Annotated in this window: 11 protein-coding genes; 7 read left to right on the forward strand and 4 right to left on the reverse strand. The window is 74.0% G+C overall.

Annotated features, from left to right (window positions below; genetic code table 11):
* Positions 1-658: 658 nt before the first annotated feature.
* The 7 genes from C892_RS0105170 (at position 659) to C892_RS0105200 (ending at position 6,741) form a co-directional block, all read left to right on the forward strand.
* Positions 659-1,114, forward strand: coding sequence for a GNAT family N-acetyltransferase (locus tag C892_RS0105170; protein WP_017556358.1), 456 nt, complete (start codon positions 659-661; stop codon positions 1,112-1,114).
* A 463-nt stretch (positions 1,115-1,577) separates the two neighbouring features.
* Positions 1,578-2,363 carry a hypothetical protein gene (locus C892_RS0105175; RefSeq protein WP_017556359.1) on the forward strand — a complete coding sequence of 262 codons (786 nt, stop codon included), beginning with the start codon at positions 1,578-1,580 and terminating at the stop codon, positions 2,361-2,363.
* Between the two features lie 128 nt (positions 2,364-2,491).
* The gene (locus C892_RS0105180; RefSeq protein ID WP_239647264.1) at positions 2,492-3,169 is read left to right on the forward strand and encodes a hypothetical protein; all 678 of its coding nucleotides are present in this window, start codon (positions 2,492-2,494) and stop codon (positions 3,167-3,169) included.
* Between the two features lie 69 nt (positions 3,170-3,238).
* A complete protein-coding gene (locus C892_RS0105185) occupies positions 3,239-3,532 on the forward strand; it encodes a hypothetical protein (protein ID WP_017556361.1) in 294 nt (97 codons plus the stop codon).
* A 47-nt stretch (positions 3,533-3,579) separates the two neighbouring features.
* Positions 3,580-4,281, forward strand: a complete 702-nt coding sequence (locus C892_RS0105190; RefSeq protein ID WP_017556362.1) for an alpha/beta fold hydrolase — start codon at positions 3,580-3,582, stop codon at positions 4,279-4,281.
* A gap of 365 nt (positions 4,282-4,646) precedes the next feature.
* A complete protein-coding gene (locus C892_RS0105195; protein WP_026124140.1) occupies positions 4,647-6,275 on the forward strand; it encodes a BamB-related PQQ repeat family beta-propellar protein in 1,629 nt (542 codons plus the stop codon).
* 127 nt (positions 6,276-6,402) lie between these two features.
* Complete coding sequence (locus tag C892_RS0105200) at positions 6,403-6,741, forward strand: hypothetical protein (RefSeq protein ID WP_017556363.1); 339 nt, start codon at positions 6,403-6,405, stop codon at positions 6,739-6,741.
* A 180-nt stretch (positions 6,742-6,921) separates the two neighbouring features.
* On the opposite strand, the gene C892_RS0105205 is transcribed toward C892_RS0105200, so the two are convergent.
* The 4 genes from C892_RS0105205 to C892_RS0105220 form a co-directional block, all read right to left on the reverse strand.
* Positions 6,922-7,908 carry a glycine betaine ABC transporter substrate-binding protein gene (locus C892_RS0105205; RefSeq protein WP_239647265.1) on the reverse strand — a complete coding sequence of 329 codons (987 nt, stop codon included), beginning with the start codon at positions 7,906-7,908 and terminating at the stop codon, positions 6,922-6,924.
* Between the two features lie 138 nt (positions 7,909-8,046).
* Positions 8,047-9,030, reverse strand: a complete 984-nt coding sequence (locus C892_RS0105210; RefSeq protein ID WP_017556364.1) for a glycine betaine ABC transporter substrate-binding protein — start codon at positions 9,028-9,030, stop codon at positions 8,047-8,049.
* On the reverse strand, positions 9,023-11,029 hold the full coding sequence (locus C892_RS0105215; RefSeq protein WP_017556365.1) for an ABC transporter permease: 2,007 nt from the start codon (positions 11,027-11,029) through the stop codon (positions 9,023-9,025). Before C892_RS0105215 ends, C892_RS0105210 begins: the two co-directional genes overlap by 8 nt.
* Positions 11,026-12,135, reverse strand: a complete 1,110-nt coding sequence (locus C892_RS0105220; RefSeq protein WP_040685266.1) for a quaternary amine ABC transporter ATP-binding protein — start codon at positions 12,133-12,135, stop codon at positions 11,026-11,028. The genes C892_RS0105215 and C892_RS0105220 overlap by 4 nt, the downstream gene beginning before the upstream one ends.
* Between the last annotated feature and the right edge of the window lie 110 nt (positions 12,136-12,245).

Here is a 12,245-nt window from a genome sequence, read left to right on the forward strand (position 1 = left end):
TCTGCCCGGCGCCCGATGCGCCACGAGATGTCCGGTTCGAGGCGCCCCAGAGGGGCTCGCGCGCCCGGGTGCGCCCCTCCTTGGCCTTGATCTCGGGCAAGTCGGGGTAATACTCGCCGGTATTACCCCGACTTGCCCGAGATCAACGGGGGTGCCGGTGCGGGCGGCCGGGGCCCGGAGGGTTCCACCACGCCAGCGGACACGACCCTCTGCCCCGGGTGGACACGGCCCTCCCGCCCGGATCCGCAGCGGCCCGCCACCCGGCAAGCAGCCGTGAGCGGGGTACTTGCTGCTCCGTCGCCGCTCTTGACCTGGACCGGCGGCGGCCCGGCGCCCGGCGAGCGGCCGTGAGTGGGGCACCGGCTGCTCCGTCGCCGCCCTCTACCTGGACCGCGAGCGACCCGGCGGCCGACCAGCAGGAGCGGGGAACCGCCCCGCTCTGTCGTCGCTGCCGGTCGGCCCCGGCCGCTCACACGCCCCGTCGGTCGGCAGTGCTGTCGCGTGGGTCGCTCCCGCCACTTCGTCGCCGCCTGTTGCCTGATCCGCAGGGGCGCAGCCGTCCGGGAGCAGGGCGGAGCGGGGCGCCGGGGTCGGTGGTGGTCGGCGGGCGGTGACGTCGTCGCAGCCGTTGAACGAGGGCTCCAGTAGGGTCCCGGTCATGACCGACACCCCCCTTTCCCCCTTCGTCGAGGAGATTCCGACCGGGCGGACGCACCTCGCGCATGCCGCCATGGCGGAGCTGCGCCCCTTTCTCACCTCCGCGGACGCGTTCGCCAAGACGGTCGACGACGTCCTCCGGCCCGAGGGGTACCGGCTCGCCGGGGTCTTCGAGGGCCCGGACCGTCCCGCCCGGGCCGTCGCGGGGTTCCGCGTCGGCACCTCGCTGATGTGGGGGCGCTACCTGTACGTGGACGACCTGGTCACCGTCGCCGACGCCCGAGGCTCCGGGTTCGGGCGCATGGTGATGGACTGGGTGCGCGCCGAGGCCCGTGCCCAAGGGTGCGGCCAGGTGCACCTGGACTCGGGAACCGACCGCCACCCCGCACACCGGTTCTACCTCTCCTCCGGTATGCGCATCCCCGCCTTCCACTTCACCGAAGTTCTGGACGACTGACCTGCCCCCATGGCCGTCCCCGGCCGGGCCCGGCCGGGGACGGGACGGACCCGGCCGGGCGGCGGGCAGGGGGTTCCCGTGGCCCCCTTTTCCGCACCATCTCCGCAGGTCCTTGCACTGACGTGGTGTCGATTCCCTCTGTCCGGACCTGAGCGGTCGCCGGGCGGTCGCCGTCCGGAGGTCGGTGGGCACGGCCCCGGACACGCGCGGGCCGATCCGCCATTGCGCACCACGCCCCGCAGTGTCTTTCGACGGTGATCGAAAACCGTTGCCCTCCGCGTTCTCCCACTGCAAGCATGCTCTGCGGCGCCGCCCCCAGCGGGCCCACATGCCGACTGCGGCCCTGCCGACGGACCTCGCGGCAGGGCCCCGCACGCGGTCGGCGCCCTGCCTCTTCCGCCCGCCCTTCCCGCCTGCCGCGGGCCGCGCGGTGCGGCCCATGCCACCCCCGGTGAAGGAGCCCATGCACCCCCGCGACGCCTCCCCGACGCCCCTGCCCGCCGCGGCGCCGCAGAGCGTGCCCTTGGGACGGGCCCACCGCGCGGGCCACGTCGTGCTGTGCCTCTTCGCCGAGGTCGCCTTGGCCACCCCCCTGGCGGTCCTGGCCGCCGAGTTCCCCGCCACCGCGGCCGCGCTGGCCTCCCCCGAGCGGCTTCCGGTCCCGGCCTGGCTCGCCCTGGCCTGCCTGGGCATCGCCGCGGTCGGGCTGGTCACGGTCGCCGTCGGCCTTCTGCCCGCCGCGCTCGCCCGCTGCTCGGTCACCGTCGGGGGCGCGGCTCTGGAGGTCACCGAGCCCCCCTCCTTGTGGCGGTCCGGGCGCACCACCCGGGTCCCCTGGGAAGCGGTCCGGCTCGCCGTGTTCCGTACGGCCGAATTCCGGAGGAGGAAGGCCACCGTCTCCCGCCCGGTGCTCGACCTGTTCACCGACCGCCCCTTCACCGCCCTGCCCGCCTTCGCCACGTCGCGCCCGACCGGCCCGGACGGCGCCCACGACGCCCACGGCCGCCCGGTCGGCTCCCACCTCCTGCGCATCGGGGCCTCCTCGGCGTCCCTGGAGGACGCCGTCCGGCAGGTCGCCGGACTCGCGGGGACCCACCGCCCGGACCTGTTCCACCCGGCCCCGGGTACGGTCATCGGGCCCTCGGCCCCCTGGGCGACCCGGATCGCGGCCCCGGCATCCCTCTGCTACCTCGGCGCCTCCTTCATCGGACTGGCGGCGGCCGCCGTCGTCCAATTCTCGGTCCAGTGAGGTGCGGCCGCCGAGAGGCCCCGCCACGGCGGCCCCGGCCGCGAACGGTCAGGATCCCGGGGGCCCACACCCTGTACCGGAACGCCTTCGCGGTCTGCCTCGCCGGCGCCGCCGTCCCCCCGGTCGCGGTGGCGGCCGTCCTCCCCCTCCACCGGGAGACCGACGGCGTCGGCTGGGCCCTGCTTCTGGCATCGGCCGCACAAGCCCCGCTCGGACGGGCCGCAGGCCTGGTCGTGGCGCTGGCGGCGGTCGGCTTCCTGACCGGCGCCCTCCTGGCCCTGCCGGGGATGCTCGCGCGGCGCGAGGTGGCCGTGGACGCGGACGGCCTGGTGCTCACCGAGCACGGCCTGCTCTGGCGGGAGGAGCGCGCGGCCGCCGTCCCCTGGGAGGACGTCGCGCTGGTCCTGCACCGGGAGGCCGTGGCGAACGCCGGCCCCTGGCCGCGCCGGTGCGGGGTCCTCGACCTGTTCCTGCGCCGGCGGCCCATCGGCCTGCCCGGTTTCGCCCTCTGTGTCGACGCCGGCCCCGAGGACGCGCGCGGCGGCGACGGGCGCCCCCTGGCCCCCTTCCTGCTGCGCCTGGGCGGAGGCGGTCCGTCGGCGGAGGACGCCGTCCGGACGACCGCCGCGCTGGCCGGCCTGCACCATCCGGAGCTGTTCCGTCCCGGCCCGGACGTCGCGATCGGCCCCGCCCGGGCCTCGGCCGCAGCGCCGGACGGGCGCCGCCTGGCCGCGGTGGCGGGCCTCGCCGCGGCCGCCGAGGCGACCGCGCTGGCCCTCCTCATCACCGAGGCCGCACGGATGTAGCCGCGGGGCACGCGCAGGGAACCGCCCTGCGCCCGGCCCCGCCCGAACCACCGCACAAGGAGCACATCAATGATCACCGTCGCCCGCGTCGTCCTGCACCTGGTGCAGGCCGTCTGCCTCGGATTCGCCGTCATCGGCACCATCGCGATCATCGCCGCCAGTGACGACCCGGGCCCCAACGACCACCTGATGATCGGGTCGTTCACCATGTTCGGGCTCCTGGCGATCGCGTTCTCGCCCACCCTGTGGTCGATCCCACCCGTCGAGCGCAAGAACGGGGCCCCCGCCCGGCAGGCACCCCCTCAGCAGGCGCGCTACACCGCCCCCGCCCCGCCGAACGGCCCCTACGGCGGGCAGGGGTGACCGGCCGCACGCCCGGCCCGGACGGGACTGCGCCTAGATTCCACTCCATGAACGACGACACCTCCGGCGGGACGGCGCCCTCCGCCCCGCTCGCGACGACCGTGGCCGGGCAGGGCCCGGCCTTGCTGCTCGCGCACGGCGCGACCGGGAACACCGCCGACAACTTCGGCCCGATCATGGGGGCGCTGACCGCCCGGCGCACCGTCATCGCGCCGGACTACCCGGGCAGCGGCTCCACCCCGCCCGACCCGCGCCCGCTCGACCTGGACGACCTCGCCGACCGGCTGGTGGCGGCCGCCGACCGGGCGGGCGCCCGGACCTTCCCCGTGCTCGCCTTCTCGATGGGCACCCAGGTGGCGATCCGCGCGGCGGCCCGCCACCCCGAGCGGGTGGAGGCGCTGGTGCTCTCGGCGGGCCTGGCCTTCGCCGAGGGGGAGAACCGGCGGACCTTCGAGGCGTGGCGGGCCGAGATCGCCGCCGCCGGGCCGCCCTTCGACCCGCCGGGCGCGCTCGACCACGTCGACCTGCTGCTCTCCAACGACGTCCGCGGAGACCTGGCCTCGATCGACGTCCCCGTGCTGGTGATCAAGACCCTCAAGGACGAGCTGGTGCTCCCGGGCAACTCCGATGAGCTCGCGGCCGGGATCCGCGGGGCCCGCACCGCCGAGCTGTCCACCGGCCACCTCATCTGGGAGGAGGACGCCGAAGGCTGGGAGCGGCTGGTGACGGGCTTCCTGGACGGGCTCTGAGCCCCGGGCCCGGCCGAGGGGCGGGAGGCCCGCCCCTGGGCCGGGCCGAACGGCCGCGCGCATGCCTCTCCCCCCGCCGGCCAGGGTGTTTCCACGGCCGTCGAAACACCTTGCCGCCCCCTGCTCCCCTGCGGGCATCATGGGGACCGCACCGAGGGCGTCTCCGTCGTCCATCCCTCCTCTCCGTACGGCGGGGGCGTTCCCTCGGTCCCGTGGTGCCTCCGAACCGGTGCGCGGATCGATCCCCCCGGTTCCGGCACCGCCCGGCGACCGGCGACGGAACCCCCGGCACACGGCGGCGTCCGAAGTGACCGGGAACGGGAGCCCCGGCCGTTCCACGAACACCCGGAGAGAACGCATCCCCCATGGACGAAGACGAACTCAAGAGGCGCGCCCGCGAGGCCCGCCGCAGGGCCCGCGGTACGGACCCCGGCGCGGGCCGCGACGAGGAGGGCGGGGCGGACGTCCCCCGCGACGAATGGGGCGTGCCGATCGATCGCAGGCACGTGCGCTCCGGCCTGTACGCCCACGACTCCCGCTGGCTCCGGATGCTCTCCGGCCCCGGCCGCAAGGACTTCAAGGGCCTCTTCACGCTCAAGCGCCTCCCCTTCCTCCTCGTCGGGCTCGCTCTGATGCCGGGCCTCGTCTACTACTGGGGCAGCAGGAACCTGAGCGTCTTCCTGGACGCGCCGATCTCGGTCGAGGGCGCCTCCGAGGCCGCACAGCCCGCCTGGCAGGCCCCACTGGAGGACGCCCACGCCCCGCCCACCGGCGGCTCCCCCTTCGGCGAGGCCTTCGCCCTGTGGCCGGGCGGCGGGGGCGCGGTGCGCGCCGACCGCGCGGGGGTGACCGCCTACGGCGCCGAGGACGGTGAGCGGGCCTGGCGCTTCGATGAGGGCGAGGGCCTGTGCGCGGCGGCCGCCGGCACCGCCGGGGCCGACGGGGACCTGGGGCTGGTGCTCGTCGAGCGCGAGGGCGGGACCGGGGACGACGGCGCCGCCTGCGGCACGCTGGTCGCCCTGGACCTGGACACCGGCGAGGAGCGGTGGCGCTGGTCGCCTCCGGACCTGGACGGGGTCGAGGGGCTGTCGCCGCGGGACGTCCGGGTCCGGGCCGCCGGTCCGCATGCGCTGGCCTCCTGGGGGCCGATGCTGGTCGGGCTGGACGCGGCCGACGGGGAGGTGCTCTGGGCCGAGACCGAGGTCCCCGGCCCCGGCGGCGACTGCCCCTCCCACCGCACGCGGGTCCTGCCGGACGGGGGCGGAACCGCCGCGCTCCTGGGGACGTGCGCGTCCGGCCCCGACGAGGGCGCCCCGTTCACCGCCGTCCTCGACATGGAGACGGGCGAGGTCTCCGGCGCCCAGGCCCTCCCCGACGACCTGCCCCTGGACCTCCTGGCCTCGACCGCGCTCGTCAGCGCCGACCCGGTGGCGGTGGTGTACTCCTCGGCCGCGTCGCTGCTGCTGGACGACGAGGACGAGGGCGGCGCGCCCGAGGACGCGCTCCTGGTCGCCGATGGCGAGGGCGGCTGGAGGCGCATCGCGGCGACCGGGGAGACGGGCGTGGGCGCCGTCGGCGGGGAGTGGAGCCTGAGCGATGCGGAGACCGCGACGACGGTGCACGACGGCGTGCTGTACGCCTCGCCCGGCGACTGGGACACCGACGAGCGCGTGCTGGCGATCGACCTGGAGGCCGGAAGGGTGCTCTGGGACCGGCGGATCGAGGACCACGACGTGCAGGTCGTCGGCGCGGACGGGGACCGGATCCTGGCGGTCGCCGAGTACGGCGACGGGGACGACGAGGTCGTCCGGGTCCTGAGCCTCCCCCCGGACGGCGAGGGCAGCGCCCGGGTGCTCGCCGACGGACTGCCCGTGCAGCCCTACCGGTCGTGGGGCGCCGTCCGGACGGTGGAGATCGACGGCGGCTACGCCGTCGGCTCGCCCCCGGTCCCCGGCGGCTCCGACGACGCCGTCCCCCTCACCGCCGCACGCTGATCCGCGGAGGGAGCGGCGACCACGAGCGAGGAGCCCCTGCCCCGATGACGACCGAAGGGCCCCCGGACGGGCGCGGCGGTACTGCCCGCCCCGACCTCCGTCCGCTGACCACCGAGGAGAGAAGCCCGTGAACATCGCACTGCGCATCGTTCTGCACGCCCTGCAGGTCATCTGCCTGATCATCGCCGTGTTCGGGGGCGTCTCCATGCTCGTGTTCGCCACCGGCGGCGAGCAGATGGTGGCCGAGGACGTGCTGATCTCGAACACCTTCATCATCTTCGCCGTGCTGGCGCTGGTGTTCTCCCCCTCGAAGTGGACGCTCAAGCGGCAGAACGTCGGGACCGGCGCGGACAAGGCGCCGCAGCCGCAGCCCGGCCAGGTCCGCCCCGGCGCGCCGAACGGCGCCCCCGCCCCGCAGGCGCAGCAGGCCCCCTATCCGCCGCAGGGCGGCGTCGGCCGCTACTGAGACGCTGCTGAGGCGCTACCGGGGTTCGCGGCCGGGCGGGAACGGAGGATTCACCGCTCCCGATCGCCGCGCCCGTTCCATGAGTCCTGCACGAGCCCTGAAACGGCGAACGGCCGGGCGGGAGCGGTGTCCGCTCCCGCCCGGCCGCCGTGGAGGACCGGTTCCCGCGCGCCCGGGGGATCAGGCGTCCGCGGGGATCCACTCCTTCCACATGTCCGGGTGCTCCTCGGCCCAGGCGGCCGCCGCCTCATCATGGGACATGCCCTCGTCGGCGATCATCTTGGCCACCTCGTCCTGGTCCTCGTTGGTCCAGGTCCAGTTGTCGAGCAGCCGGTAGGCGGGCGAGTCCGCGTCGGCGAAGGGCTTGGCGAAGACCTTGTTGAGCTCGTACTCGGGGTAGTCGCAGGCGATGTCCTCCGAGTCGATCTCGCACAGGTCGACGTACTCGGGGAACTCCACCTTCACCAGGTCCATCTCCTCCTGCAGCCACTGCGGCTCGTAGAAGTAGAACAGGACCGGCTCCTCCTCGGCGTAGGCCGCCTCGACCTCCGCGATCTGCTCCTCCTCGGACCCGGCGTACTCGATCTCCAGGTCCAGGCCGAAGTGGTTGATCATTCCCTGGTCCTGGGTGACGAAGGTGGGGTCGGCGCCCAGGAACCGGCCGGGGCCCTCGCCCGCGCCGGTGCGGAACAGGTCGGTGTGCTCGGCCAGGCCCTCGTACGTGGCGACCTCGGGGTACTCGTCCACCACGTACTGGGGCACGTACCAGCCGATGCGCCCCTCGTTGCCGTTCGGGCCGCCGTCCACCACCAGGGGGCTCTCCTCGGCGCCGTACAGCTCCATCAGGTCCTCGTGGCCCCAGTTCTCCAGGATCACGTCGACCGACCCCTCGGCCATCGCGTGCCAGGAGGACACCTCGTCGTCCTCCACGTACTCGACCTTCCGGTCCAGCTCCTTCTCGATGAGGTAGGACAGGACGGCGGCCGAGGCCTCGTAGCCCACCCAGCCGTTGACCGCCATGCGGACGGGGGCCGAGCCGTCGGAGCCGCCGGCGTCGCCGCCGCCTTCCTCCGCGCCGCACGAGGCGGCGAGCGCGGCCGCGAGGGTCAGGGCGAGGGCCTGCACCGCCCTCGAGGGCGTGGTCGATCGGGTGGGGACTGCGGACATGGGGAAACCGCCTCGGTGATCGTCTCGGGTTCGGGGCCGGGCACGGGGACGTCCGGCCGACAACCGGACAGACATGTGCGGCGACGGGAACACCGCCCGTCGCCGCACATACCAGACAATTCTAGGGATCCGCGCGGGTCACGCGTCCGCGGGGATCCACTCCTTCCAGACGTCACCGTTGTCGGTGACCCACTTCTCAGCCGCCTCCTCGGGGTCCATGCCCTCGTCGGCGATCATCTTGGCGACCGCGTTCTGGTCCTCGTTGGTCCACTTCCAGTTGTCCAGCAGCTGGTAGGCGACCGAGCCCTCCTCCGCGAAGTCCTTGCGGAAGATCTTGTTCAGGTCGTACTCGGGGTAGCCGCAGGAGACGTCGTCCTCGTCCTCGGCGCAGCCGTCCTCGTACTCGGGGAACTCCACGTGCACCAGGTCGAGCTCGTTGTGCAGCCACTGCGGGTCGTAGAAGTAGGCCAGGAACGGCTCCTCCTCCTCGTACCGCTCCTGCATCTCGGTGATCTGGGCCGCCTCGGAGCCGGCGTGCACGATCTCCAGGTCCATCTCGAAGTGGTTGATCATGCCCTGGTCCTGGGTGACGAACGCCGGGTCCGCCGCCAGGAACTCGCCCTTGTCGCCGCTCTCGGGGGTCTGGAACAGGTCGGTGTTGTCCTTGATCCCCTCCCAGGTCGCCAGCTCGGGCTTGTCGTCCACCAGGTACTCGGGCACGTACCAGCCCAGGGTGCCGATGTTGCCGTTCGGGCCGCCGTCCACGACGGTGTCGTTGCCGTCGGGCCCGTACTGCTCCATCAGGTCCTCGTGGCCCCAGTTCTCCACGATGACGTCCAGGTCGCCGTCGTTGAGCCCCTGCCAGGAGGGCTGCTCGTCGAGCTTCTTCTGCTCGACCTTGACGCCCGCCTCCTCTTCGAGGAGGTGCGCCAGGACGGCGGCGGAGGCCTCGTAGCCGACCCAGCCGTTGACGGCGATGTTCACCGTCTCGTCGCTGCCGGAGACGTCGCCGCTGGTGGCCCCGCCGCAGGCGCTCAGCATGGCGACGGCCGAGGCGGCCGCGACGCCCTTGAGCGCGAAGGAGGCGGTACGGGGGGAGATGGGGGAGGTGGTTCTACGCATTGTTCTTCCTACCTTGGGTCATGCGGTCGAGGAGGAGGCCGAGGCACACGATGGCCAGGCCGGCGGTCAGTCCCTGTCCGAACTCGTTCTGCTTGAGGCCGAAGACGACGTCGTATCCGAGCGCGCCGCCGCCGACCAGGGCGCCGATGACGACCATGGAGAGGATGAGCATGATCGCCTGGTTGACCGCCATCAGGAGTGCGGACCGGGCGAGCGGGAGCTGCACCTTGGAGAGCAGCTGGCCCCGTGAGGAGCCCAGGGATCGGGCCGCCTCAACGGTGTTGGCCGGGACCCCGCGGATCCCGTCGTTCACCAGCCGGATCACCGGCGGGAGAGCGAAGACCACGGCGGCGACCAGCGCGGGGACGCGCCCCACGCTGAACAGCGCCACGGCCGGGATGAGGTAGACGAAGGGCGGAAGCGTCTGCATGGCGTCCAGCACCGGGCGCAGCACGGCGGCGAGCCGGTCGTTGCGCGCCATGGCGATGCCCAGCACCAGGCCCAGCGCCACCACCAGCACGGCGGCCAGCAGCACCTGGGACAGCGTGTCCATGCCGTTGCCCCACTGCCCCATCAGGCCCACGGCCAGCAGCGACAGCGCGCCGACGGCCGCCGCGCGGCCCCCGGCGAACAGGTACCCGAGCACCGCGGCGGCGGCGATCACCAGCCACCACGGAGGGCCGGCCAGCAGCATGTGCAGCGGTTCGAGCACCCAGACCACGGTCCAGTCGCCCACCAGGGAGGTGAAGCCGCCGATGGCGTCCTTGAGCGCCTCGTAGAAGGCGTTCACCGGGCCGGCGAGGTCCAGCTGCCAGGCGCGCGGCCACCCGTCGGGGGCGCGCAGCGGCGTGGGAAGCAGGAACACGGCCAGCGACGCCACCAGGGCGCCGGCGAAGGCGATCCGCTGCCACGGGGCGGGCACGGGGCGCCCGGCGCCCATGGCGCCGGTGACCCGGTCCATGGCGATCGCCAGCAGGACGATGGCCAGGCCGGCCTCCAGCGCGCGGCCGATGTCGCCCTTCTGCAGGGCCTGGTAGATGGCGTCGCCCAGGCCGCCCGCGCCGATGACCGAGGCGATGACGACCATGGACACGCCCAGCATGATGGTCTGGTTGACGCCGAGCATGATGGTGCGCTTGGCCAGCGGAAGCCGGACCTTGGCCAGCATCTGCCACCGGGTAGAGCCCAGCGACTCGGCGGCCTCGACCGCGCCCTTGTCGACGCCGCGCAGCGCCATGGAGGTGATGCGCACCGCCGGGGGCAGCGCGTAGATCGCGGTCGCCACGGCCGCCGAGGGGTTGCCGATGCCGAAGAGCAGCAGCATCGGCATCAGGTAGGCGAAGGCCGGCATGGTCTGCATGAAGTCCAGCACCGGCCGCAGCGCCCGCTCCACGCGGTCGCTGCGCCCGGCCCACACGCCCAGCGGCAGGCCCACCACCAGCGCCAGCGCCACCGCGGCGGTGATCAGCGCCAGGGTGAGCATGGCCTCGTCCCACAGGCCGGTCAGCCCGAAGACCGCGAACGCGGCCGCCACGACGAGCATCACCCGCCACCCGGCCAGCCGCCAGGCGCCCAGGGCGCCGATCACGGCGACCCCGGTCCAGGTCAGCGTGGCCAGCAGGTCGGAGATGAGGACGACGGCCGAGCCCAGGTAGACCGACAGGTAGTTGAAGCCGTAGACGAACAGCGGGCTGGTGTCCCGGTTGGAGACCACCCAGGAGTAGAGCTCCTTGAGCCAGCCGTCCAGCGCCTCCCCGGGCCCGCCGGGGAAGGCGGTGGCGCTGCCGGGCAGCGGCAGGGCCGCGGCCACGGCCAGCACGGCCACCACCGCGGCGGCCTGCACCCAGGTGCGGGACAGGGCCGCGCGCAGCGCCGGGGCCGGTTCGGGGGCGGGGGCGGCGGCCGTCTCCGCGCGGTCCGCACCGCCCGGCCCCTCGGTCCCGGGGGTCTCAGGGCTCTCAGGGGTCTCGGAGGTCACGGTGGGAGCGGACATGCTCACACCCCCGCGGTGGCGGCGGGCGCCTGCGCGCGGTCCTCGGCGATGACGCGCAGCAGGTCCTCGCGGCCGACGACGCCCAGCAGGCGGCCGTCCTCGGTGACGCGCACCGGCGCCGTGGCGCCGGCGGCCGCCGCGACGGCCTCCCCGGCCAGCGTGGAGGGGGCGGCCTCGGGGCCGTCCAGCGGCTCGTCGTCGCGGGCGGGGCGCATCAGCGAGCGCAGCGTCAGCACCTCGATGCGCGAGACGTCGGAGACGAAGTCGCGGACGTAGTCGTCGGCGGGGGCGCCGACGACCTCCTCGGCGGTTCCCACCTGCACCAGGTCGCCGTCGCGCATGATCGCGATGCGGTCGCCGAGCTTGAGCGCCTCGTCCAGGTCGTGGGTGATGAACACCGAGGTCTTGCGCAGCTCGTTCTGCAGGCGCAGCACCTCGTTCTGCATGTCCCGGCGGATCAGCGGGTCCAGGGCGCTGAAGGGCTCGTCGAAGAGCAGCACCTCGGGGTCGACCGCCAGGGCGCGGGCCAGGCCGACGCGCTGCTGCATGCCGCCGGAGAGCTGGCCGGGGCGGGAGGACTCGTAGCCGGACAGGCCCACCATCTCGATCATCTCGGAGGCCCGGGCGTGGCGCTCGGCCTTGGACGCGCCGCGCACCTCCAGCCCGTAGGCGACGTTGTCGATGATGGTGCGGTTGGGGAGCAGGCCGAAGTGCTGGAAGACCATGGCCGCCTTGCGGCGGCGCAGCTCGCGCAGCGCGGCCGGGGACATCTGCCGGATGTCCTCGCCGTCGAGCAGCAGCGAACCGGAGGTCGGCTCGATGAGCCGGGTCAGGCAGCGGATGAGGGTGGACTTGCCCGACCCGGACAGGCCCATCACCACGAACGTCTCGCCCGGGCGGACGTCGAAGGAGACGTCGCGCACCGCGATGGTGCAGCCGGTCGCCTCGCGGACCTCCTCACGCGGGCGGCGCTCGTGCTCGCCTCCGATGATGCGCTCGGCGCGCTTGCCGAAGACCTTCCACAGGTTCTGGACGGAGAGCTTGGCCTCCCCGTCGGCGGGGGTATTCGGTTGTTCGCTGTTGAGTTGTGGATCGTTCACTACGGAACTCATGACAGAAAGCCACCTCTGAGGGCCGCCCTGCGCACCACCGCACAGGGCGGTGCGCAGGGCGGCGCGTCGTCGGGTTCAGGGGCGCCGGGAGGGCCGGCGCCCGGTCGGGG

The sequence above is a fragment of the Nocardiopsis baichengensis YIM 90130 genome, assembly GCF_000341205.1.
Taxonomy (GTDB): domain Bacteria; phylum Actinomycetota; class Actinomycetes; order Streptosporangiales; family Streptosporangiaceae; genus Nocardiopsis_A; species Nocardiopsis_A halophila.